This is a genomic window from Streptomyces sp. NPDC003691, from assembly GCF_053981115.1.
This window is the reverse complement of record NZ_JBSFNQ010000016.1, coordinates 80,776-104,180: the sequence shown is the minus strand read 5'-3', so window position 1 is coordinate 104,180 and position 23,405 is coordinate 80,776. Positions and strand designations below refer to the sequence as shown.

Genomic DNA, 23,405 nt, shown 5'->3' with positions numbered 1-23,405 from the left:
ATGGGGTGTTTGCGGGCATGGAGGGGGGCCGGAAAGATCGCCAAAACTCCCATGCGAAACTTTTCACATGAGCCATCGCCGTGCGCATCGCGCTGCCCTGACGGCCGCCCTGGTCGCGGCCGGGGCGCTCGCCCTGTCCGCCTGCACCGACGGCGGTACCTCCGGCGGCGGCGGGCAGACGAAGTTCGTCACCAACACCGGCGGCATCTCCACCGTCGCCAAGGCGGACCGTGAGCCCATCGCGGAGATCGCCGGCAAGACCCTGGAGGACGAGCCGCTCGACGTCGCCGACCTCAAGGGCAAGATCGTCGTTCTGAACGTCTGGGGCTCCTGGTGCCCGCCCTGCCGCGCCGAGGCGCCCGCCCTGGCCAAGGTCGCCAAGGAGACCAAGACCGACGGCGTCGAGTTCGTGGGCATCAACACCCGCGACTTCAACAAGGGCCCGGCCATCGAGTTCGAGAAGGACTACGGGGTCACCTACCCCAGCCTCTACGACCCCAAGGGCAAGCTGATCGTCAGCGGCTTCCCCAAGGGAACCCTCCTTCCGCAGGCCATCCCCTCCACGGTCGTCCTCGACCGGGACGGGAAGATCGCGGCGCGCTCCCTCAAGGCACTGTCCGAGAAGGAACTCCGCTCCATGATCGACCCGCTGATCGCGGAGAAGTGACCCCGTGACGTACGTGGAGCCGGCGGTCGTCCTGGCGTCGACCGACATCAACACCACCGTGCTCGGCGGCACCCTGCTGCTCGCCGTGCCGCTCGCGGTTCTCGGCGGACTGGTCTCCTTCTTCTCCCCGTGCGTCCTGCCGCTCGTCCCGGGCTACCTCTCGTACGTCACCGGGACCGGCGGCACCGACCTCGCCGACGCCCGCCGCGGCCGGATGCTGGCCGGTGCCTCCCTCTTCGTCCTCGGCTTCTCCGCCGTCTTCGTCTCGGGCGGCGCCCTCTTCGGCTACTTCGGCGCGACGCTCTTCGAGCACCAGGAGACCCTCACCCGGGTCCTCGGTGTGCTGATGGTGCTGATGGGCGCCTTCTATATGGGCGCCATGCCCTGGCTGACCCGCCGCGAGTACCGCTTCCACACCCGCCCGGCCACCGGCCTGGCGGGCGCGCCGATACTGGGCGCGCTGTTCGGCGTCGGCTGGACCCCCTGTATCGGCCCCACGCTCTCGGCCGCGATGTCGCTCGCCGCGGAGCAGGGCAGCGCGGGCCGCGGCGCCGCGCTCACCTTCGCCTACTGCCTCGGTCTCGGACTGCCCTTCATCCTCACCGCCCTCGCCTTCCGCAAGGCACTCGGCGCGTTCGCCTGGGTGAAGCAGCACTACGTCTGGGTGATGAGGATCGGCGGCATCATGATGATCGCGACCGGCGTGCTCATGCTGACGGGCGTCTGGGACGTCATGATGCAGCAGGTGCAGGTCTGGACGAGTGACTTCACGGTAGGGATCTGACCTCCATGAGCAACACGGATACGCAGGGCCGCGACCGGGCGGCCGAGCAGCCCGACGAGGAGTCCCGGGAGGCGGCGGCCGGAGCCCAGCTCACCACCGCCCCCCGCGAGGAACTGCTCGCCACGCTCAGCAGCGGCCCCTCCCTCGGGGTGATCGGCTGGGCCCGCTGGTTCTGGCGCCAGCTCACCTCGATGCGGGTCGCGCTGATCCTGCTCTTCCTGCTCTCCCTCGCCGCGATCCCGGGCTCCCTGATCCCGCAGCGCATGGTCGACGACCTCAAGGTGCAGACCTGGCAGGAGAACAACGAGTTCTGGACGCCGATCTTCGAGAAGCTCCAGCTCTTCGACGTCTACAGCTCGGTCTGGTTCTCCGCGATCTACATCCTGCTGTTCGTCTCCCTGATCGGCTGCATCGTCCCCCGGACCTGGCAGTTCGTCGGCCAGCTGCGCAGCCGCCCCCCGGCCGCCCCCGGCCGGCTGAACCGGATGCCCGCGTACACGACATGGCGTACGGACGCCGAGCCCGAGCAGGTCCGCGAGGCCGCGCTCGCCCTGCTCACAAAGCGCCGCTTCCGGGCGCAGATCACGGGCAACGCGGTCGCCGCCGAGAAGGGCTACCTCCGCGAGGCGGGGAACCTGGTCTTCCATGTCGCTCTGATCGTGATGCTGCTGGCGTTCGCCGCGGGCCAGCTCTTCAAATCGGAGGGCGGCAAGCTGATCGTCGAGGGCGACGGCTTCGCGAACACGCTCACGCAGTACGACGACTTCCGCTCCGGCTCCCTCTACGACACGGAGAACCTCGACCCGTTCTGGTTCGACCTCAAGAGCTTCGACGCGACCTACGAGAAGAGCGGCCCGCAGAAGGGGACCGCCCGCACCTTCGAGGCGGCCGTCCGCTGGGGCAAGCCGGGGCAGCCGGAGAAGGACGCGGTCATCGAGGTCAACAAGCCGCTGACCATCGACGGCAGCAAGATCCACCTTCTGTCGCACGGGTACGCGCCCGTGGTCACCGTCCGGGACGGCCGCGGCAAGGTCGTCCTCGACAAGGCCGCCGTGCCGCTGCTGCCGATCGACGGCAACATCACCTCCAGCGGTGCCATCAAGGTGATGGACGGCTACCGCGACAAGAACGGCAAGAAGGAGCAGCTGGGCTTCAAGGCCTGGTTCGTGCCGACGTTCGGCAGCAAGGAGGAGCACGGCTCGGGCACCTCGGCCCGCAACCCGATGTTCTCCACCTTCCCGGCGCTCGACTTCCCCGTCCTCGCGGTCAACGCCTACCACGGGAACCTGGGCGTCAACGCGGGTCTGCCGCAGAACGTCTACCAGCTCGAAACCCGCAAGCTCACCCAGTTCAAGGACGAGAAGGGCGAGATCCTCAAGGCCCTGCTGATGCCCGGCGAGTCCATGCAGCTCCCGAACGGCGCCGGCTCCATCACCTACGAGCGCACCGTCGAGTGGGCCAGCTTCCAGATCTCCGAGCGCCCCGGCAACGGCTGGGCGCTGGGGGGCGGCATCGCCGCGATCGGCGGTCTGGCCGCGTCGCTCTTCGTCCAGCGGCGCCGGATCTGGGTGCGGGCCGTCACCGGCCCGGACGGGGTGACCGTGGTCGAGATGGCCGGACTGGGCCGCAGCGAGTCCGCGAGGCTCCCCGAGGAGCTGGGCGGACTGGTGGAGATCCTGCACGGGCAGGCCCCTTCGGTGCCGGACCGGGCACCGGAGGAGAATGACGCCGGACCGGCACCGAAACCGGCGGCCGACGCCCCCGATACCACCGACACCACCGCCGCCACTGACGGGACCGACGTCCCCGACACCACCGACACCACCGACGGGACCGACCCCGCCGACCCTCACGATCCGGAAGTAACTGCCGAAGGGGCTGAGAAGTGAATCTCGCCGCCGCGACGAACGAGACCTTCGCCGAGTACAGCAATACGCTGATCTACTCCGCGATGGCCGTGTACACCCTCGCCTTCCTCGCGCACATCGCCGAGTGGATCTTCGGCAGCCGCAGCAAGGTCGGCCGTACCGCGGCCGCCCTGACCGCGGCCTCCGCCGGGTCGGGCGCGGCCGCCCCGGCCGTCCAGGTCCGCGGCAAGGAGAGCGGCAAGGACGGCGGCACCGCGGTCCTGGACAAGCCGAAGGTCGTCACCCGCTCCGCCACCGGCAGCCGTGACGTCCCGGACGGACCCGGCGCCGCGGGCGGTACCGAGCAGGGCGACCTCTACGGCCGGATCGCGATCTCCCTCACGGTCCTCGCCTGGGCCCTCCAGACCCTGGGCGTGGTCAGCCGCGCGGTCTCGGTCCAGCGGGTGCCGTGGGGCAACATGTACGAGTTCTCCATCACCTTCGGCGCGGTCGCCGTCGGTACCTACCTCGCCTTCCTCGCGGCGAAGAAGAACATCCGCTGGATGGGCCTCCTGCTCACCGGCACGATCCTGGCCGACCTCGGCCTGGCGACCACCGTCTTCTACACCGAGAGCGACCAGCTCGTCCCGGCGCTGGACTCGTACTGGCTGGTCATCCACGTCTCCACCGCCATCTTCTGCGGCGCGGTCTTCTACCTCGGCGCGGCCGGGTCGGTGGCGTACCTCTTCCGCGACTCGTACGAGGCCAAGCTCGCCCGCGGCGACCAGCCGAGCGCCTTCGCCACCTCGGTCCTGGACCGGCTGCCGTCCGCCGCGACCCTCGACAAGTTCGCCTACCGGGTCAACGCGGCGGTCTTCCCCCTCTGGACCTTCACGATCATCGCGGGCGCGATCTGGGCGGGCGACGCCTGGGGCCGCTACTGGGGCTGGGACCCCAAGGAGGTCTGGTCGTTCATCACCTGGGTCGCCTACGCCTGCTACCTCCACGCGCGCGCCACCGCGGGCTGGAAGGGCCGCAAGGCCGCGATCCTCGGCCTGATCGCCTTCGCCTGCTGGCTGTGGAACTACTACGGCGTGAACATGTTCGTGCAGGGCCTGCACTCGTACGCGTAGGACCCCCGCCGCCTCCCGGAAGCCCGTGCCGCGTTCACCGCGGCGCGGGCTTTCCGCGTCTCGTACGCAGCCGATGCGTACGGGCCCCCGATCTGGACGTTCCGTAAACACCTCGTGACTATCGGTGAGAGAGTGCAACGAGGCACGTGTGCGCGGGAGGTGTCCGTCATGACGGACGGGACGAACGGGTCGAACGAGCCCGAGAACCACGAGGAATCCGAGGACCACGAGAACCCCGAGGAACTCGAAGAAGACGAGGATGAACAGGACGCGGGCCCCTGCGGCCGGGAGCCCGAAGGGTCGGACAGCCTCAGGGTCTTCGGCGCGGTCCTCAAAGCCTTCCGCAAGAGAGCCGGACTCTCCCAGCCGGAGTTCGCCCCGATGGTGCGGTACTCGGTCCAGACGGTCGCCTCCGTCGAACAGGGCCGCCGGTTTCCGCCGAAGGACTATGTCGAGCAGTCCGAGGAGATCCTGGACGCCTTCGGGGCGCTGGAGGCCGGGGCGAAGTGTCTGTCGAGGCGACGGGGGCTGGCGCAGTGGTTCCGCCAGTGGGCGCGGCTTGAGGAGGAGGCGATCAGCCTCTACACGTACGAGAACAGGCTGATCCCGGGCCTGCTCCAGACCGAACCGTACGTGCGCACACTCTTCGACAGTCGGTTGCCGCCGCTGGGGGACGACAAGATCGAAGAGCAGTGGGCCGCGAGGGCTGAGCGCCAACGCCTGCTGAAGGACCGCCCCAACACCGCGTTCAGCTTCATCATCGAGGAACACGTAATCCTGCGTGGTACGGGCGGCCCCGAGGTCACCCGAGGTCAGATCGACCGCCTGCTGGAGGTCGCCCAGTACCGCAATGTCGAGCTCCAGATCATGCCGCTGGCCCGGGCGAACCATGCCGGACTGTCCGGCCCGATCCGTCTGTTGGAAACCCCGCAGAACAAATGGTTCGCCTACTGCGAGGGTCAGCGTGGCGGCCAGTTCATCTCCGAGTCCAAAGAAGTCAGCATTCTCCAGATGCGCTATGCCAGGATGCGTTCACAGGCCCTTACTCTGGACGACTCCGTGGGTCTGTTGAAGCGGATGCGAGGAGCGCAATGAGCATCGAAGAACTGGTCTGGTTCAAGAGCAGCTACAGCAGCGCTGATGGAGACGACTGCGTTGAGGTCGCCCTGTCCTGGCACAAGTCCAGCTACAGCGGCGGATCCGCCGGCGACTGCGTCGAGGTCGCCACCTGCCCCGGCACGGTCCACGTCCGCGACTCCAAGATCCAGGACGGCCCCCAACTGGCCCTCCCCCCGGCCGCCTGGAACACCTTCCTCACCTACGCCACCCGGCACTGACACCCCCGTACACCCGAGTGCCCCCGCCCGGACCAGGTCCGGGCGGGGGCACTCGTACATCCGCGGGGGAGGGCTACTTCGAGCCGTCGCTCCCGGGCTCCTCGTCCTTCGGGTCCTTGGGCTTGTCCTTCTTGCCCTCGTCGTCCAGGGACTTCAGGAAGTCCGGGTTGTCGTCCGGGGCGACCCAGCCGCCACCGCGGCGGCCCGAAGAGAAGGAGCCGCCGCCACCGCCGTAGGCGGGGGTACGGCGCGGGCGGCCCGCGACGAACCAGGCGATCGGGCCGAGGAGGACCTCGCCGAAGAGCAGGACGATGATCACCCAGGCAACCTTGGGGAGGTTGCGGACCTCCTTCTCCGGGGTGTTCAGCACATCGATGAAGGCATAGATCCACAGCGCCAGGACCAGCAGGAACGGCAGATACCGGAACATGCGCGGGCGGTCCTTCGGCGAGAGGCGGCGGGGCGCGGGCGGCCCCGGTGACGTTGCCAGGGTAGCCGGTACCGGATACTGGGCCCATGGCATATGAGGATCTTCGTTCCCTGCTCAGGGCCCTGGAGCGCGAGGGAGACCTCAAGCGCATCAAGGTCGAGGTCGACCCGCACCTGGAGGTCGGCGAGATCGTCGACCGGGTCAACAAGGCGGGCGGGCCCGCGCTGCTCTTCGAGAACGTGCGCGGGGCCTCGATGCCGCTGGCGATGAACGTCTTCGGGACGGACCGCCGGCTGCTGAAGGCGCTGGGGCTGAAGTCGTACTCCGAGATCTCCGACAAGATCGGCGGGCTGCTGAAGCCGGAGCTGCCGCACGGTTTCATCGGGGTGCGGGAGGCGTTCGGCAAGCTCGGGTCGATGATCCACGTACCGCCGAAGAAGGTGAAGGACGCCCCCGTACAGGAGGTCGTCCTCGAAGGCGACGAGGTGGACCTGGACCTGCTGCCCGCGCTGTTCACCTGGCCCGAGGACGGCGGCTCCTTCTTCAACCTGGGGCTTACGCACACCAAGCACCCGGAGACCGGGGTACGGAACCTGGGGCTCTACCGGCTCCAGCGGCACGACCGCCGGACCATCGGGATGCACTGGCAGATCCACAAGGACTCGGCCAACCACTACCAGGTCGCGGCCCGGCGGGGCGAGAAGCTGCCGGTCGCCATCGCCTTCGGCTGCCCGCCCGCCGTGACGTACGCCTCCACCGCGCCGCTGCCCGGCGATATCGACGAGTACCTCTTCGCGGGCTTCGTCCAGGGCAAGCGCATCGAGATGGTCGACTGCAAGACCGTGCCGCTCCAGGTGCCCGCGCAGGCCGAGGTGGTCATCGAGGGCTGGCTGGAGCCGGGGGAGATGCTGCCCGAGGGTCCCTTCGGCGACCACACCGGCTTCTACACGCCGCAGGAGCCGTTCCCCGCGCTGAAGATCGACTGCATCACCATGCGGAAGCGTCCGCTGCTCCAGTCGATCGTGGTCGGCCGGCCGCCGACGGAGGACGGTCCGCTGGGGCGGGCCACCGAGCGGTTCTTCCTGCCGCTGCTGAAGATCATCGTGCCGGACATCGTGGACTACCACCTGCCCGAGGCCGGCGGCTTCCACAACTGCGCGATCGTCTCCATCGACAAGCGCTACCCCAAGCACGCGCAGAAGGTGATGTCCGCGATCTGGGGTGCGCACATGATGTCCCTGACGAAGCTGATCATCGTGGTGGACAAGGACTGCGATGTCCACGACCTCCACGAAGTCGCCTGGCGGGCCTTCGGGAACACCGACTACGCCCGTGACCTGACTGTCGTGGAGGGCCCGGTCGACCATCTCGACCACGCCTCCTACCAGCAGTTCTGGGGCGGCAAGGCGGGTATCGACGCCACCACGAAGTGGCCCGAGGAGGGCTATACCCGGGGCTGGCCGAACATGGTCGAGTCCGACCCCGGCACCGCGGCGCTGGTCGACCGGCGCTGGAAGGAGTACGGCCTGTGACGGCGGCCGGGTCCGCCGTCGGAACGGGCGAGGGAGCCGCGGGCCCGGCGGGCGGCGGCAAGGTGCGGGCCTTCCTGAAGCTCGTGATGATCGAGCACTCGGTCTTCGCGCTGCCCTTCGCCTATATCGCGACCCTCACCGCGATGTACCAGGTGGACAAGAGCGTCCACTGGGCCGAACTGCTGCTGGTCACGGTGGCGATGGTCGGTATGCGGACCTTCGCCATGGCCTGCAACCGGATCATCGACCGCGAGATCGACGCCCGCAATCCGCGCACCGCGGGCCGGGAGCTGGTCACCGGCGCGGTGAGCGTACGGTCCGCCTGGACCGGCGCGCTGATCGCGCTGGCCGTCTTCCTGGCCGCGGCCGCCGCGCTGAACCCGCTCTGCCTGATGCTGGCGCCGCTCGCCGTCGTACCGATGGTGGTCTATCCGTACGGCAAGCGGTTCACCGACTTCCCGCACGCCATTCTGGGGCTGGCCCAGGCGATCGGGCCGATCGGCGCCTGGCTGGCGGTGACCGGTGCCTGGTCCTGGGACGCGGTCATCCTCGGCCTCGCGGTCGGTATCTGGATCGGCGGCTTCGACCTGATCTTCGCCACCCAGGACGTGACCGCCGACCGGGCGGAGGGCGTCCGCTCCTTCCCGGCCCGCTTCGGCGTCCCGGCCGCCCTCCACGGCGCCCGCCTCTGCCATCTCGTCACCCTGGCCCTGCTGGTCTGGTACGCCCTGGCGACGGACGCGGGAGCCTTCTTCTGGGTGGGGCTGGCGATCGTCGCGGGGGCGTTCGTCTACGAGCACACCATCGTCCGGCCGCACGACCTGTCCCGGCTGAACCGGGCGTTCTTCACGGTCAATGGGTTTATCGGAATTACCCTTTTCGTGTGCGCTCTGGCGGATCTGGCGGTGCGCGGTCTGACGGTGTAGCCAGGGCGCGACACGGTTCCGTACGGCGGCGAGGTCACGGTGGATACAACGCTGGGGGAGCTGAGCTTCGATACCTCGGTGCTGCTGTCTGGCCCCGGCGAGTAGGTTCCCGCCCGGCCGAAGCGTACGGGTACGTCCTGACACATCGGCTATGACGGGCGCCGGATAGGCTCCCCGTGTGGAGCCAGCACAAGTGCCAGCACGAGAAGAGCCGCGGGACGGGGTCCGGCGGCCGTGGGTCGTCGGGGTGTCGGGCGCGTCCGGGACGCCGTTCGCCGCCGCCGTGCTGCGGGGGCTGATCGACGCCGGTGAGGCCGTGGACCTGGTGGTGTCGCGCGCGTCGCGGCTGACCCTGCTCGACGAGACCGGGATCGCCTTCCGGGACGCCCACTGGCAGGACGGCCTGCGGGAGTGGCTGGGCCGGGGCGCGGACGGGAAGCCGCGGGTCTTTCCCGAGGCCGATCTGACGGACGTCCGCTACTGGAGCGCGGGCGACCTCGCGGCCGGGCCGTCCTCCGGGTCGTACCCCGCAAAGGGGATGCTGATCGTGCCCGCGTCCACGGCCGCCGTCGCCGGAGTGGCGCTCGGGCTCTCCAAGGATCTGCTCCAGCGGGTCGCGAGCGTGACCCTGAAAGAGCGCAGGCCGCTGGTGGTGGCCGTACGCGAGACCCCGCTCAACGGGCAGACCCTGCGGCACCTCGTCACCCTCGACGACGCCGGAGCGGTCGTCCTGCCCGCCTCGCCCGCCTTCTACGCCGGGGCCACGCATATCCAGGACCTGGTGGACTTCGTCGCCGGGCGGGCGCTCGACGCGGTGGGTGTGCCGCACACGCTCTACCGGCGGTGGGAGGGCGAACTCGGCGCCGCCGCCCGCGGAGACGGGGACAGGGCGGACGGGGAGAAGCCGGACGGGGACAGGGCACACGGGCAGCAGGAGCACGGGCAGCAGCCGGGGCCGCCGGCCTGAGGCGCTGAACGGGGGGCCGTCCCACGCGTGCCCGGCGCGTACCCGGAAGGACGGACGGACCAACGGGCCACCTGACCAGTGGGCCGCGGACGGACCCCGGGGCGGCAGACGGAGACATTCCTAGACGTATTCGGGATCGCAGGGGGAGCCTCCTGCGTGCCTTAGTTTCATTCTGATACTCGCTGGATTGCTGAATAATGGAAGGCACCAGGTTTATGGACGCGGTGGACAGGCAGCTCATCCAGGCCCTACGCGAGAACGGCAGGGCCTCTTACGCCGAGCTGGGACGGCTCGTCGGACTCTCCGGGCCCAGTGTCACCGACCGGATCAACCGGCTGGAGGCGGCGGGTGTCATCACCGGCTACCGCGCCACCGTGGACGCCGCCTCCCTCGGGCTCGGTGTCACCGCCCTGATCGGTATCTCCCTCTCCGACGCCGCCGATCACGAGGACGTCGCCCGCAGGCTCCGCGACCTCGACGAGATCGAGGACTGCTGGTTCATCGCGGGCGACGACTCCTACATGCTCAAGGTGCGGGCGTCCGACGTCGACGGTCTGGAGAAGACCATCCGCCGCCTCAGCGGCACCCGGGGCGTCTCCCGCACCCGGACGACCATCGTGCTCTCCACCAAGTGGGAGAACCGGGTCGGGGACCTGCCCGCCCAGGAGTGACCCCGCCACGGCCCGGCGACCGGCGCGGCGGGGGCACTCCCGTCCGCCGGGCGCGGGCAAAGTACCGTGGACGGGGCCCGAGGTACGAGGCTCGATGGATGAGGAAAGTGGGAGGCGGGCGCATGGACGCTGGGCTCAAGCGCGAGCTGGAGGAGAAGGTCCTCGCCGGTGAGCGGCTGACCCGTGAGGACGGGATCGCGCTCTACGACTCCGACGACCTGGCCTGGCTCGGCGGCCTCGCGCACGAGGTGCGGACCCGGAAGAACGGCGACGTCGTCCACTTCAACGTCAACCGTCACCTCAATATGACGAACGTGTGCACCGCGTCCTGCGCGTACTGCTCGTTCCAGCGGAAGCCGGGCGAGAAGGACGCGTACACGATGCGCATCGAGGAGGCCGTCCGCCTCGCCAAGGCGATGGAGAACGAGAACCTCACCGAGCTGCACATCGTCAACGGGCTCCACCCCAACCTCCCCTGGCGCTACTACCCGCGCTCGCTGTCCGCGCTGAAGGAGGCCCTGCCGAACGTCTCCCTCAAGGCGTTCACGGCCACCGAGATCCACCACTTCGAGACCATCTCCGGGCTCTCCGCCTCCGAGATCCTCGACGAGCTGATCGAAGCCGGTCTGGAGTCCCTCACCGGCGGCGGCGCGGAGATCTTCGACTGGGAGGTCCGGCAGCACATCGTCGACCACCGGACCCACTGGGAGGACTGGTCGCGCATCCACCGCCTGGCGCACAGCAAGGGTCTGAAGACCCCGTGCACCATGCTGTACGGGCATATCGAGGAGCCCCGCCACCGGGTGGACCACGTTCTGCGGCTGCGGGAACTCCAGGACGAGACCAACGGTTTCCAGGTCTTCATCCCCCTCCGCTACCAGCACGACTTCGTCGATATGAAGGACGGCAAGGTCCGCAACCGCCTCCAGGCGCGGACCACGATGGCGACCGGCGCCGAGGCGCTGAAGACCTTCGCCGTCTCCCGTCTCCTCTTCGACAACGTGCCGCATGTGAAGGTCTTCTGGGTGATGCACGGCGTGCAGACCGCGCAGCTCGCGCTCCAGCACGGCGCCGACGACATGGACGGCTCGGTCGTCGAGTACAAGATCACCCACGACGCCGACAACTACGGCACGCCGAACAAGCTCACCCGTGACGATCTGCTGGAGCTGATCCGCGACGCCGGCTTCCGGCCGGTCGAGCGGAACACCCGGTACGAGATCATCCGCGAGTACCCGGGCCCGGACGCGGACCGGCGCGAGTCGCCGCAGCCGATGCGGGTCTGAGGACGGGACGCGGCATGGCCGGGGGAGCGGGCGGGGAAGCGGGAGCGCGGATGCGGGAGCAGGCGCAGGTGCGGGTGCGGGAACGGACGGGGAAGGCCGCGGAGTCCCTGGCGTACACCCTCGACCCGCCGGTCGGCCCCGCGCTCCGCGACGGGATCCTCGCCCTGTGGGCCGACGTCAGCAACGCGGGCGGCGCCGTCGGCTTCGTACCGCCGGTGTCCGAGGACGACATACGGCCCGAGCTGGTCCGGCATCTCGCCGGGCTGGCCGAGGGCCGGATGCGGCTGCTCGTCGGGCACGACGCGGACGGGCGGGTCGCGGCCACCGCGTTCTTCGCCTTCAACGGCCACCGGCTGATGACCCACTGGGCCTGGCTCTACACGGTCATGGTCCACCCCCGGCTCCAGGGCCGGGGCGTCGGCCGGGAGCTGATGGCGGCCGCCGAGAAGGCCGCGCGGGGCTTCGACGGGATCGACGCGCTGCGGCTCGGCTGCCGCGGCGGCCTCGGGCTGGAGGACTTCTACGCCTCCTGCGGATTCCGGGAGGTCGGCCGGGTGCCGGGCGCGATCCGGGTCGCGGACGGCGACGACCGCGACGACATCACGATGCTGCTGGCGCTGCGCTGAGCCGGGGCGCCGGGCCGGGCGCCCCGGTGCCGCGGCGGCCGGTCGTTCGGGCCGCTGCGGTGATCGGAATCGGTGCGTGCTTCACTGGACGGGCACGTCCACACATGTCGCGTACGTGAACATCGCGTATGCGCGGAAGAGGGAGAAGGGCACCGTGTCTGCCAAGTCGAGCGCCGCGATCAAGTACACCGGCCTGCGTCTCGCCGTCTTCGCCGGCTGCTTCGCGGTCATGGCCGTCCTGGTCCACTTCGGCATCCTGCCCAAGGGGCTCGGCGACTCCAACTTCGTCTGGGTGGTGCTGCTGGCGCTGCTCGTCTCCGCGCCGCTCAGCTTCGTCCTGCTGCGCAAGCAGCGCGACGCGATGTCCGAGCAGATCGTCGACGGGGTCGACCGGGCGAAGGAGAAGCTGGCCGCGCACCGCACGAGCGAGGACGGCGTCGCCTGACGTCCGGCGGCACCGAGCCGCCGGCGTCGCCCGGCACGCAACACGCAGCAACACGCAGCAACGCGTAGCAACACGCAGCAACGCAGGCGTCACAGACGTCATATAAAACACGCGTATCGCGTCCATATCGGATGTGTCACACATCCCGGGTGAGGATCTTGACCTCTCGCCCGGGATGTCCGTTTTTTTACATGTTTTTCGCAGGTTAACGGCGGTGGCGGGATGGGAATCGGAGGCAATCCGGCCCGCTTACCCCCAAGCAGACCTTTGAGGACCTCAAAGGTGCGGTGTTAATGTGTTCCCCATGCAGACATCAGTGCGCCTCCGCCATGCCGCGAGCCCCCCGCTCGTGGCGCGCCTGCATGTCGATCTCTGCCGCTGTATGTCCGCGGTCTGTCACCGCTCGACCTGACCCCGGCATTCCTTTCAGCGGCAGCCCGACCCTGGCCCTTCTCGCGCACGGGCGCCGCCTTCCGCTCACCCCTTCCTCAGCCATCACTGGAGTGTGTCCGTGTCCGCGAACACGACGTCCCCCACCGCCGACCGGGAGCCCGAGGCTTCCGGCGCCGGCTCCCGACTGCCGAGAGTCCCCTTCTGGGCCCAGATCATCATCGGTCTGGTGCTCGGTGTGCTGCTCGGCTGGCTCGCCCGCCACCAGGACATCGCCTGGCTGAAGGACACGCTGGAGCAGATCGGCGGAATATTCGTCCGGCTGCTGAAGCTGGCCGTCGCACCGCTCGTGTTCTTCGCGATCCTGGTGTCGATCACCAATCTGCGGAAGGTCAACAACGCCGCCCGGCTGGCCTCCCAGACGCTGCTCTGGTTCCTGATCACCTCCCTGATCGCGGTTGCCATCGGTATCACGATCGGCCTGGTCACCAACCCGGGCGAGGGCACCGGCCTGACGCCGAAGGACGGCAAGCTCCCCGAGAAGTCCGGCTCCTGGATCGACTTCCTGACCGGCATCATCCCGACGGACATCATCACGCCCTTCGCCGAGCTGAAGGTCCTCCAGATCGTCTTCCTCGCCGCCTTCGCGGGTATCGCCGCCCTGGCGCTGGGCGAGAAGGCCAAGCCGGTCCTCACCCTCAGCGAGTCCGTTCTGGAGCTGCTCCAGAAGGCCCTGTGGTGGGTCATCCGCCTCGCCCCACTGGGCACCGTCGGTCTGATCGGCTACGCCATCGCCGACTACGGCTGGGACCTGATCAGCAAGTACGCGACCTTCACCGCCGACGTCTACATCGGCTGCATCCTGGTCCTCTTCGGTGTCTACCCGCTGCTGCTCGCGACGGTCGCCAAGGTCAACCCCGTCCAGTTCTTCAAGGGCGCCTGGCCCGCGATCCAGCTCGCCTTCGTCTCCCGCTCCTCGGTCGGCACCATGCCGGTCACCCAGCGGGTCACCGAGCGCCTGGGCGTTCCGAAGGAGTACACCTCCTTCGCCGTGCCGTTCGGCGCCACCACCAAGATGGACGGCTGCGCCGCGATCTACCCGGCCCTCGCCGCGATCTTCGTGGCGCAGATCTTCGACATCCAGCTCGGTGTCCAGGACTACCTGCTGATCGCCTTCGTCTCCGTGGTCGGCTCCGCGGCCACCGCCGGCCTCACCGGCGCGACCGTGATGACCACGCTGACCCTCTCCACCCTGGGCCTCCCGCTGGAGGGCGTGGGCCTGCTGCTGGCGATCGACCCGATCCTGGACATGATCCGTACGGCCACGAACGTGGCGGGCCAGGCGCTCGTCCCGGTGATCGTCGCGGCCCGGGAGAACATCCTCGACCACGACCAGTACAACTCGGCCAGCGCCTCCCCGATCGACGAGATCGCGCCGTCCGACGCGGAGCGCAAGGTCTCGGTCCCGGCCACCGTCTGACCCCGCTCGCCCTTTGCCCACCGGGCCCCCGCTCTCCCCCTCACGGAGAGCGGGGGCCCGGTGCGTTGCGGGGCGTCTTTGGCTCGTTGCTGACCTTGTGGCGGGCCGTAGGCTTACCGATGGGTAGCGGGGGCGCCCGACGGGCCGCCGGGCCGTCGGCGGGGACCGGGGTGAAGGGGAGCGGGCCATGGCTACGGGTGCGGGCGGGGGCGCCGGGACGAGGGCCGGGGGAGTAGCCGGAACCGGGGCCAGGACCGGGACCGGGACCGGGACCGGCGGGAGGCGGATGCCGCGGGCCGTACGCGAACAGCAGATGATGGACGCCGCGGTACGGACCTTCGGGCGGCGCGGCTACCGCGCGGCGTCCATGGACGAGATCGCCGAACTCGCGGGCGTCTCCAAACCGCTCGTCTACCTCTATCTGCGGTCCAAGGAAGAGCTGTTCACCGCCTGTATCCGGCGGGAGGCGGAGGCGCTGCTCACCGCCGTCGAGCGGGCGGTCGAGCCGGGTCTGCCGGCGGACCGGCAGCTGTGGGCGGGGCTCACGGCCTTCTTCACCCATGCCGCGGGGCACCCGGACGCCTGGTCCGTGCTGCACCGGCAGGCGCGGACGCACGGCGAGCCCTTCGCGCTGGAGGTCGCCGCCATGCGCGGGAAGATCGTCGACTTTGTGGCGGTGCTGCTGGAGGCGGCGGCCCGGGAGGCCGACTCCCCGGGTCCGCCCGGGGAGCGCGATATCGCCGGGCTGGCGCAGGCGCTGGTGGGGGCGGCGGAATCGCTCGCGGCCTGGGTCAACGAGAGCGGTGCGGGCGGGGCCGGGACGGACGGGAGCGGTACGGGCGGGAGCGGTACGGGCGGGGCCGGTGCGGACGGGACGGCCGGCGGTGCCGTCTCGGCGAAGGAGGCCGCCGCCACGCTGATGAACTTCGCCTGGGTCGGTCTGGGTGATCTGATCAAAGGCGAGCGCTGGTCGCCGCACTGACGCGGGGTACGGGTGCGCGGCGCGCGGGCGGGTGCGGGGGCAGGGGCAGGGCTGCCGGTGGTCGGGCGGCCGCGTGCGGGTGGGGTTGCCGGTGCTCGGGGCCAGCGGCCGGGTCGGCGCCATGATTTCGGTGCATAACCGGCAAAGGTGATCAAACGCTAATAGGCTCCCCGTCTGTCATGCGGAGGCCCTCCGGGCCGTACGCCCGCGCCGACGGACGGAGACCGACCGATGGTGACGCACCAGCCCCGCGACCCCGGCGGCGCCTGCGGCGGCGGGGTCGCCGGATGACCGTCGCCCCGGAGCCGTCCCTGCTGACCGCCCCCGCCACCGCGGCCCGGGCCGTCTTCACCGGCGGTCCCGCGGCACCCGAACGGACGCTTCTCGACATCCTCGCGGCCACGGCCCGCGCCCACCCCGACGCACTTGCCGTCGACGACGGCGGCGGCAGCCCGCTGACCTACCGGTCGCTGCTGGCGGAGGTGGATGCCGTACGCCGCGATCTCGCCGCCCGCGGCGCGGTCCGGGGCACTCGGGTCGGCGTCCGGGTCCCCTCCGGCACCGCCGATCTGTACGTCTGCGTCCTGGGGGTCCTCGCGGCGGGCGCGGCGTACGTCCCGGTCGACGCGGACGATCCCGGGGAGCGGGCCCGGGCCGTGTTCGCGGAGGCGGGGGTGGTGGGTGTCCTGGGCCCCGGCCGGCTCCTGACCTGCGCGGACGGCCGGGGAGCGGAGGGAGGCCGGGGTACCGCGGGGCGCGAGGACGCCGCAGGGCCCCCGGACCCCTCGGATCCCCCGGACACCATGAGTACCCCGAACCCCCTGAGTCCCCCGAGTCCCCCGGACCCCCCGGACCCCCCGGACCCCCCGGATCCCGACGGCTCCGGGGGCCCTCCGCGCCCCGGCGACGACGCCTGGGTGATCTTCACCTCCGGTTCGACGGGCAGGCCCAAGGGCGTCGCGGTCACCCACCGGGCGGCCGCCGCCTTCGTGGACGCCGAGGCCCGGATCTTTCTGCGGGAAGCGCCGCCGGGCCCCGGGGACCGGGTGCTCGCGGGCCTCTCCGTGGCGTTCGACGCGTCCTGCGAGGAGATGTGGCTGGCGTGGCGGCACGGCGCCTGTCTGGTGCCCGCGCCCCGGGCGCTGGTCAGGGCCGGTGCGGAGCTGGGGCCGTGGCTGGCCGAGCGCCGGATCACCGTGGTCTCGACCGTGCCGACGCTGGCCGGGCTCTGGCCGGCCGCCGCGCTGGACGGCGTACGGCTGCTGATCCTCGGCGGCGAGGCGTGCCCGCCCGAGCTGGCCGCCCGGCTGGCCGTGCCGGGGCGGGAGGTGTGGAACACGTACGGGCCGACCGAGGCCACCGTCGTCTCGTGCGCGGCCGTGCTGGCCCCGGGCGGCGGACCGGTCCGGATCGGGCTGCCGCTGGACGGCTGGGAGCTGGCCGTGGTCGACGGGCGGGGCGAACCGGTGGCGATGGGCGAGAGCGGCGAGCTGATCATCGGCGGCGCGGGCCTGGCCCGCTATCTGGACCCCGCCCTGGACACCACGGCGTACGCCCCGCTCCCCGCGACCGGCTGGCCCCGCGCCTACCGCTCGGGCGACCTGGTCCGGGCCGACCCCGAGGGCCTGGTCTTCCTGGGCCGTGCCGACGACCAGGTCAAGATCGGCGGCCGCCGGATCGAACTGGGCGAGATCGACACCGCGCTGCGGGCCCTCCCGGGCGTCACGGCGGCCGCGGCCGCGGTCCGTACGACCCCAGCGGGCAGCAGCGTCCTGGTGGGCTATGTGGTCCCGGGCCCGGGCGCCCCGGATCCGGCGGTCGCCGGTGCTTCCGGCGGTGTGCGCGGTCCCGGCCCGGGCGCGTCCGGAGTGCCGGACGCCGGACCCCGGCCCCGGCGGTCCGGCGCGGGTGGTTCCGGAGCCCCGGAAGACGAGGGGCCGCCCGCGGCCGGGGGCGGGGCGTTCGACCGGGAAGCGGCCGCGGCCCGGTTGCGGCGGGTCCTGCCCGCCGAGGTCGTACCCGTACTCGCCGTGGTGTCGGCGCTGCCCGTACGGACCTCCGGAAAGGTCGACCGGGACGCGCTGCCCTGGCCTCTCACCTGCCGGGACGAACCGCGGGCCGACGGGCTCACCGCCACCGAGGCATGGCTCGCCGCCCGGTGGGAGGAGCTGCTCGGGGTGCCCGTCCCCGGCGCCGGGGCGGACTTCTTCGCCCACGGCGGCGGCAGCCTCGCCGCCGCCCGGCTCGTGGCCCGGATCCGGGAGCGGTACGGCACCGGGTCCGTCGGCGACATCTACCGGTATCCCGTCCTCGGCGCGCTCGCCCGCCTCCTCGACGAACGGCGCGGCCCGGCGGCCCCCGCGGACCGGCCACCGGACGCGCCCGCCGTCCGGCCGGTGCCGCTCCGGGCCCGGGCCGTCCAGTGCGCCGTCCTGCCGCTGCTGCTCGCCGTCGGCGGGCTGCGCTGGGCCGTCCTCGCCGCGGCCGCGGCGAACGTCGTCGGCGCCGGACCCGGCATCTCCTGGTGGTGGATCGCCCTGGGCTGGCTGCTGCTCGCCGGTCCGCCCGGCCGGATCGCCGTCGCCGGGGGCGGCGCCCGGCTGCTGCTGCGCGGGGTGCGCCCGGGCACGTACCCCCGCGGCGGCTCCGTCCACCTCCGGCTCTGGGCCGCCGAACGGCTCGCCCAGCTCGCCGGGGCCGGACAGCTCGCGGGCTGCTGGCTGGTCTACTACGCCCGCGCCCTCGGCGTACGCGTCGGCGAGGACGTCGATCTGCATGCCCCGCCGCCGGTCACCGGGCTGCTGCGGCTCGGCCGGGGCGCGGCCGTCGAACCCGAGGCCGACCTCGCGGGCCACTGGCTGGACGGCGACCGGCTGCACATCGGAGCCGTCCGGATCGGCGCGGGCGCCGTCGTCGGGGCCCGCAGCACCCTCTTCCCCGGCGCCCGGATCGGCAAGCGCGCCGAGATCGCGCCCGGCTCGGCGGTGACCGGCACCGTACCGGCGGGGGAGCGCTGGTCCGGAGTGCCCGCCACCCGCACCGGCCGGGCCCGCGGCCGCCGCGCCGAACTGCCCCGCCCGCCGCGCCGGGCCCGCTGGACCGCCGTCTACGCGCTGACGTCCGTGCTCCTCGGACTGCTGCCCGCGGCCGCCGCGCTCCCCGCGCTGCTGGTGCTCCGCCACGCCCCGGGCCCCGCCACCGGCCTGCTGCTCGCCACCCTCACCGGGGTGACGGTGTACGCCCTGCTGATCCTGGCGGGCGTACGGGCGCTCGGCGCGGGGCTCCGCGAGGGCAGCCACCCCGTCCACGGCCCGGCCGCCTGGCGCGCCTGGGCCGTGGAGCGGCTGATGGACACCGCCCGGGCGCATCTCTTCCCGCTCTACGCCAGCCTCGCCACCCCCGGCTGGCTGCGGGCCCTGGGCATGAAGGTCGGCCGGGGCGCCGAGGTCTCCACAGTGCTGGCGCTGCCCGCGATGACGACCGTCGGCGACGGCGCGTTCCTCGCCGACGACACCATGATCGGCTCCTACGAGCTGGGCGGCGGGCGGCTCCGGATCGCCGCCGCCCGGGTCGGCAAACGCGCCTTCCTCGGCAATTCGGGCATGGCGGCCGCGGGCCGCCGGGTCCCCAAACACGGTCTGGTCGGGGTGCTGTCGGCCGCTCCGAAGCGGGCCGAGGCGGGCAGCTCCTGGCTCGGGATGCCGCCGATCCGGCTGCGGCGGACACCCGAAGAGGGCGACCGGAGCCGTACCTACTCCCCTCCCGTACGGCTGCGCTGGGCGCGGGCCGCCGTCGAGCTGTGCCGGATCGTCCCGGTGCTCTGCTCGGCCGCCCTCGCCGTCGCGGGCGTATTCGCCTTCGCGGCGGCCGCCGGGGCGTACGGGGTCCCGGCCGCCGCCGCGCTCACCGGCCCGCTGCTCGCGCTGGGCGGGGTGGTGGCCTGCGCGGTCACGGCCGCCGCGAAATGGCTGCTCGTCGGGGGCTTCCGGGCGGGGGAGCATCCGCTGTGGTCCGGGTTCGTCTGGCGCGGCGAACTCGCCGACACCTTCGTCGAGGTGCTCGCCGTGCCCTGGCTGGCCGGTGCCGTCGGCGGCACCCCGCTGATGAACCTCTGGCTGCGGATCCTCGGCGCCCGGGTGGGGCGGGGCGCGTGGTGCGAGACGTACTGGCTGCCGGAGGCCGATCTGGTGACCGTCGGCGCGGGCGCGAGCGTGAACCGCGGCTGTGTCCTCCAGACCCATCTCTTCCACGACCGGATCATGCGGCTGGGGCCCGTCGAACTGGGCCCGGGAGCCACCCTCGGCCCGCACGGCATCGCCCTGCCCGGCGCGGCCGTCGGCGCGGGCGCGGTGGTGGGCCCGGCCTCCCTCGTACTGCGCGGCGAACGGATCCCGCCGGGCACCCGCTGGCTGGGCAACCCGGTCGCCGCCTGGCCGCCGCCGCACCCGCACGGACCGGAGGGCCCGCAGTGAGCGATTCCTACCTCCCGCAGCACGGCGACGACGGCTACCGCGTCACCGCCTACGACCTGGACCTGGAGTACGTTCCGCACACCGGCCGGCTCGCGGGCCGTGCCACCGTGCACGCCGTGGCCGCCCGCGGCCTCCCGGTCCTCGCCCTGGACCTCGGCGCCTTCCGGCTCCACAAGGTCCTCGTCGACGGCCGCCGCCCGGCCCGCTGGACGCACCGGGCGGGCAAGCTGCGGATCACCCCCGGGAAACCGGTACCTCCCGGCACCGCGTTCACCGTGGAGGTCCGCTACCAGGGCGTACCGCAGCCGGTGCGGACCCGGGAGTGGGGCGAGCTGGGCTGGGAGCAACTGGACGAGGGCGCTCTGGTGGCCTCCCAGCCGCACGGCGCGCCGTCCTGGTTCCCCTGCAACGACCGGCCCGACGACAAGGCGGTGTACCGGATCGCGATGACCGCGCCGACCCCGTACACCGTCGTCGCCAACGGCCGGCTGGTCTCACGGACCGCTGGGGCGTCCACCACGCGCTGGGTGTACGAGCAGTCCGCGCCCATGGCCACCTATCTGGCGACGGTCCAGATCGGGCCGTACGAACGCGTGCCGGTACCGGGAGCGGATGAGCCGGGCGCCGCCGAGCAGGGGGCCGGTGCCGAGGCGGCCGCCGGTGGCCGGGAGGCAGCCGGGCCCGGAGTGCCGCAGTCCGCTGCCGTACCGCGGCCCCTGCTCGGCCGGTTCGCCCATGACTTCGCCCGCCAGGGCCGGATGATCGCCCTGTTCGAGGAGTGCTTCGGCCCGTACCCCTTCGATTCCTACGGTGTGGTCGTCGTCGCGGACGACCTCGACGTGCCGGTCGAGGCCCAGGGCCTCGCCGTCTTCGGCGCCAACCATGTGGACGGCGCGCGCGGCAGCGAACGGCTGATCGCGCACGAGCTGGCCCACCAGTGGTTCGGCAACAGCCTCACCGTCGCCGACTGGCGGCATATCTGGCTGAACGAGGGGTTCGCGAAGTATGCGGAGTGGCTCTGGTCCGAAGCGTCCGGCGGTCCGGCCGCCGCCGTGCTCGCGGCCCGCTCCCGGGCCCGGCTCGCCCTGCTGCCGCAGGATCTGCGGCTGGCCGATCCGGGACTGCGGCGGCTCTTCGACGACCGGGTGTACGAGCGGGGTGCCCTCACCCTGCACGCGCTGCGGACCACGGTCGGGGACCCGGCCTTCACGGCCCTGCTGCGGGAGTGGACGGCGGTGCACCGGCACGGGCTGGTGACGACCGAGGGGTTCACGGCCCTTGCGGAGCGTCACGCGGGGGCGGGCGCGGCGGGCGGAGCGGAGGCGGTGGCGCGGCTGTTCCGGGCCTGGCTCCAGGAGAAACGGCTCCCGGAACTGCCGGTGCCGAGCGGTCCGGTGCCCGAGCCTTTGTGAACGGTCGTGCGAATAGTTCCGCCGACCGGGCGAAAATTCCGGAAAATTTAACGGAACTTTCCATTCCGGCGATCGGGAATTCTTCCGATATTCCCGGAGAGTCCGGTGGGAGAGTATGTGCCGCAACCACCCGGTCCGGGAGATCCCGAGGGAGATCCGGTCAGGGAGATCCAGCCCGGGATCCAGCCCGGGATCCAGCCCGGGATCCAGTCCGGGAAAGGCAGAAGCCCCGTTCCTTGCGGACGGGGCTCCTTGGGTACTGCTAAGTCGGACGCGATCGCCGACGCCCTGGCATTAGGCCGGGGTGACGTTCTCCGCCTGCGGGCCCTTCGGACCCTGGGTGACGTCGAAGTTCACGACCTGGTTCTCCTCGAGGGAGCGGAAACCAGACGCGTTGATCGCGGAGTAGTGGACGAAGACATCCGGGCCGCCGCCGTCCTGGGCGATGAAGCCGAAGCCCTTTTCAGCGTTGAACCACTTGACGGTTCCGGTAGCCATAAGCCCTCCTTGGGCCAAAGGGTTGCCCTGCTCCAGAACCTGCAAACAAGTCTGAAAACTACAAAAGCCTGCGGGTTACATGCTCCGCAGGCTCTGTACTGCAAGGGAAACCAAACTGCAACTTGCGTTGAGCGTAGCACGCAGGGTCTGGAGAGCGGTAGAGGTGAAGATCACGTCACCCGGACGCTTGAAACCGCCGCCCATTCGCTGACGCGTCCCAGCTCACGAGGGGGCGCGCCGGGGAGTACGGGGAGGTGTCCCGCCGGCCGGCGCGCAACCCCCGGTTCGCTCCCCGCCCGCGCCCCGCCCGCGCCCCGTCGCGCGGGAACCCCGGTACCGGCGGTTAGCCTCACGAGGTGGACATCTCAGAGGACCGCCAGGACCACCGGGGGCGCCATGAGCGCCATGACCGCCGGGACGGCACCGCGGGCGCCGAACGCGCCGCTGTCACCGTCCCCGCCGCTGCCACCGTTCCCGACGCCCGCCCGGCCGCCGACCGCGGCCGGGTCAGGCCGCGCGTAGGGCATATCCAGTTCCTCAACTGCCTGCCCCTCTACTGGGGCCTGGCCCGCACCGGCACGCTCATCGACTTCGACCTGACGAAGGACACCCCCGAGAAGCTCAGCGAACGGCTGGTGCGCGGGGAGCTCGACATCGCGCCCATCACCCTCGTGGAGTTCCTGCGCAACTCGGACCGGCTGGTGGCCTTTCCCGATATCGCGGTCGGCTGCGACGGCCCGGTGATGTCGTGCGTCATCGTCTCCCAGGTCGGTCTGGAGCGGCTGGACGGTGCCCGGGTCGCCCTCGGGTCCACCTCCCGCACCTCCGTCCGCCTGGCCCAGCTCCTGCTGGCCGAGCGGTTCGGCGTCGCGCCCGACTACTACACCTGCCCGCCCGACCTCGGGCTGATGATGCAGGAGGCGGACGCCGCCGTCCTGATCGGTGACGCCGCGCTGCGGGCGTCCCTCCACGAGGCCCCGCGGCTCGGTCTCCAGGTCCATGACCTGGGGCTGATGTGGAAGGAGTGGACCGGGCTGCCGTTCGTCTTCGCGGTCTGGGCGGCGCGCAAGGACTATCTGGCCCGCGAACCCGAGGTCGTCCACGAGGTCCACCGGGCGTTCCTCGACTCCCGCGACCTGTCGCTCCAGGAGGTCGCCAAGGTCTCCGAACAGGTCGCCCGCTGGGAGGCGTTCGACGCGGAGCTGCTGGAGCGGTACTTCCGGACCCTCGACTTCCGTTTCGGTCCGGAGCAGTTGGCCGGAGTCCGGGAGTTCGCCCGCAGGACCGGGCCGACCACCGGCTTCCCGGCCGATGTGACGGTCGAACTCCTCCGGGACGGGCGGGGGTAGGGCCGCCGCTCCTCTCCCGTATCCCTGCGCGCCCGCACCGCACCACACCGCACCATGCGGGATCGCGCCGGATCCACCGTCCCTCGTTGCCTGCCGCGGTGCCCTCTCCGTAGGTTGCGGGGGAGACGTGATCCACGGTCGCGCGTCGGCGGGTCCGGCCCGCCGCGCCGG

The 23,405-nt window shown here is 71.5% G+C and carries 20 protein-coding genes; 18 read left to right on the top strand and 2 right to left on the bottom strand.

The annotated features are described in order from the left end of the window. Positions 1-67 precede the first annotated feature (67 nt). The 6 genes from ACWDR0_RS11065 to ACWDR0_RS11040 all read left to right on the top strand — a co-directional run bounded on the left by ACWDR0_RS11065 (position 68) and on the right by ACWDR0_RS11040 (position 5,768). A complete protein-coding gene (locus ACWDR0_RS11065; RefSeq protein ID WP_456351351.1) occupies positions 68-667 on the top strand; it encodes a TlpA family protein disulfide reductase in 600 nt (199 codons plus the stop codon). A gap of 4 nt (positions 668-671) precedes the next feature. Next, positions 672-1,451, top strand: coding sequence for a cytochrome c biogenesis CcdA family protein (locus ACWDR0_RS11060; RefSeq protein ID WP_456351350.1), 780 nt, complete (start codon positions 672-674; stop codon positions 1,449-1,451). A gap of 5 nt (positions 1,452-1,456) precedes the next feature. Then, on the top strand, positions 1,457-3,340 hold the full coding sequence (gene resB / locus ACWDR0_RS11055) for a cytochrome c biogenesis protein ResB (protein WP_456351349.1): 1,884 nt from the start codon (positions 1,457-1,459) through the stop codon (positions 3,338-3,340). Then, the gene (gene ccsB, locus ACWDR0_RS11050; protein WP_456351348.1) at positions 3,337-4,431 is read left to right on the top strand and encodes a c-type cytochrome biogenesis protein CcsB; all 1,095 of its coding nucleotides are present in this window, start codon (positions 3,337-3,339) and stop codon (positions 4,429-4,431) included. The genes resB and ccsB overlap by 4 nt, the downstream gene beginning before the upstream one ends. A 159-nt stretch (positions 4,432-4,590) precedes the next feature. After that, positions 4,591-5,526, top strand: coding sequence for a helix-turn-helix domain-containing protein (locus tag ACWDR0_RS11045; RefSeq protein WP_456351347.1), 936 nt, complete (start codon positions 4,591-4,593; stop codon positions 5,524-5,526). Next, entirely contained in the window at positions 5,523-5,768 is a 246-nt protein-coding gene (locus tag ACWDR0_RS11040) for a DUF397 domain-containing protein (protein ID WP_456351346.1), read from the top strand. The genes ACWDR0_RS11045 and ACWDR0_RS11040 overlap by 4 nt, the downstream gene beginning before the upstream one ends. 73 nt (positions 5,769-5,841) lie before the next feature. Here the strand turns inward: ACWDR0_RS11040 and ACWDR0_RS11035 are convergent, their stop codons facing one another. Beyond that, complete coding sequence (locus ACWDR0_RS11035) at positions 5,842-6,198, bottom strand: PLD nuclease N-terminal domain-containing protein (RefSeq protein ID WP_456351345.1); 357 nt, start codon at positions 6,196-6,198, stop codon at positions 5,842-5,844. A gap of 86 nt (positions 6,199-6,284) precedes the next feature. On the opposite strand from ACWDR0_RS11035, the gene ACWDR0_RS11030 reads away from it, so the two are divergent. The 11 genes from ACWDR0_RS11030 (at position 6,285) to ACWDR0_RS10980 (ending at position 21,387) form a co-directional block, all read left to right on the top strand. Continuing rightward, entirely contained in the window at positions 6,285-7,730 is a 1,446-nt protein-coding gene (locus ACWDR0_RS11030; RefSeq protein ID WP_456351344.1) for a menaquinone biosynthesis decarboxylase, read from the top strand. Further along, on the top strand, positions 7,727-8,656 hold the full coding sequence (mqnP, locus tag ACWDR0_RS11025) for a menaquinone biosynthesis prenyltransferase MqnP (RefSeq protein WP_456351343.1): 930 nt from the start codon (positions 7,727-7,729) through the stop codon (positions 8,654-8,656). Before ACWDR0_RS11030 ends, mqnP begins: the two co-directional genes overlap by 4 nt. Before the next feature lie 193 nt (positions 8,657-8,849). After that, positions 8,850-9,623, top strand: coding sequence for a UbiX family flavin prenyltransferase (locus tag ACWDR0_RS11020; protein WP_456351342.1), 774 nt, complete (start codon positions 8,850-8,852; stop codon positions 9,621-9,623). Between the two features lie 215 nt (positions 9,624-9,838). Further along, positions 9,839-10,294, top strand: coding sequence for an Lrp/AsnC family transcriptional regulator (locus ACWDR0_RS11015; RefSeq protein ID WP_146481725.1), 456 nt, complete (start codon positions 9,839-9,841; stop codon positions 10,292-10,294). A gap of 122 nt (positions 10,295-10,416) precedes the next feature. Continuing rightward, positions 10,417-11,580, top strand: a complete 1,164-nt coding sequence (mqnE, locus tag ACWDR0_RS11010) for an aminofutalosine synthase MqnE (RefSeq protein WP_456351341.1) — start codon at positions 10,417-10,419, stop codon at positions 11,578-11,580. A 50-nt stretch (positions 11,581-11,630) separates the two neighbouring features. Then, positions 11,631-12,206, top strand: coding sequence for an N-acetyltransferase family protein (locus ACWDR0_RS11005; RefSeq protein ID WP_456351340.1), 576 nt, complete (start codon positions 11,631-11,633; stop codon positions 12,204-12,206). 154 nt (positions 12,207-12,360) lie between these two features. Continuing rightward, positions 12,361-12,651 carry a DUF4229 domain-containing protein gene (locus ACWDR0_RS11000; protein ID WP_456351339.1) on the top strand — a complete coding sequence of 97 codons (291 nt, stop codon included), beginning with the start codon at positions 12,361-12,363 and terminating at the stop codon, positions 12,649-12,651. A 511-nt stretch (positions 12,652-13,162) separates the two neighbouring features. Next, entirely contained in the window at positions 13,163-14,521 is a 1,359-nt protein-coding gene (locus ACWDR0_RS10995; RefSeq protein WP_456351338.1) for a dicarboxylate/amino acid:cation symporter, read from the top strand. A 286-nt stretch (positions 14,522-14,807) separates the two neighbouring features. Further along, positions 14,808-15,503, top strand: a complete 696-nt coding sequence (locus tag ACWDR0_RS10990; protein ID WP_456351337.1) for a TetR/AcrR family transcriptional regulator — start codon at positions 14,808-14,810, stop codon at positions 15,501-15,503. Positions 15,504-15,790: 287 nt separating this feature from the next. Then, on the top strand, positions 15,791-19,975 hold the full coding sequence (locus ACWDR0_RS10985; protein ID WP_456351336.1) for a Pls/PosA family non-ribosomal peptide synthetase: 4,185 nt from the start codon (positions 15,791-15,793) through the stop codon (positions 19,973-19,975). Beyond that, on the top strand, positions 19,972-21,387 hold the full coding sequence (locus tag ACWDR0_RS10980; protein ID WP_456351335.1) for a M1 family metallopeptidase: 1,416 nt from the start codon (positions 19,972-19,974) through the stop codon (positions 21,385-21,387). The genes ACWDR0_RS10985 and ACWDR0_RS10980 overlap by 4 nt, the downstream gene beginning before the upstream one ends. A gap of 294 nt (positions 21,388-21,681) precedes the next feature. Here the strand turns inward: ACWDR0_RS10980 and ACWDR0_RS10975 are convergent, their stop codons facing one another. After that, on the bottom strand, positions 21,682-21,885 hold the full coding sequence (locus tag ACWDR0_RS10975; RefSeq protein WP_003967102.1) for a cold-shock protein: 204 nt from the start codon (positions 21,883-21,885) through the stop codon (positions 21,682-21,684). A 527-nt stretch (positions 21,886-22,412) separates the two neighbouring features. On the opposite strand from ACWDR0_RS10975, the gene ACWDR0_RS10970 reads away from it, so the two are divergent. Continuing rightward, positions 22,413-23,234, top strand: a complete 822-nt coding sequence (locus tag ACWDR0_RS10970; RefSeq protein WP_456351367.1) for a menaquinone biosynthetic enzyme MqnA/MqnD family protein — start codon at positions 22,413-22,415, stop codon at positions 23,232-23,234. The last annotated feature ends 171 nt before the right edge of the window (positions 23,235-23,405 follow it).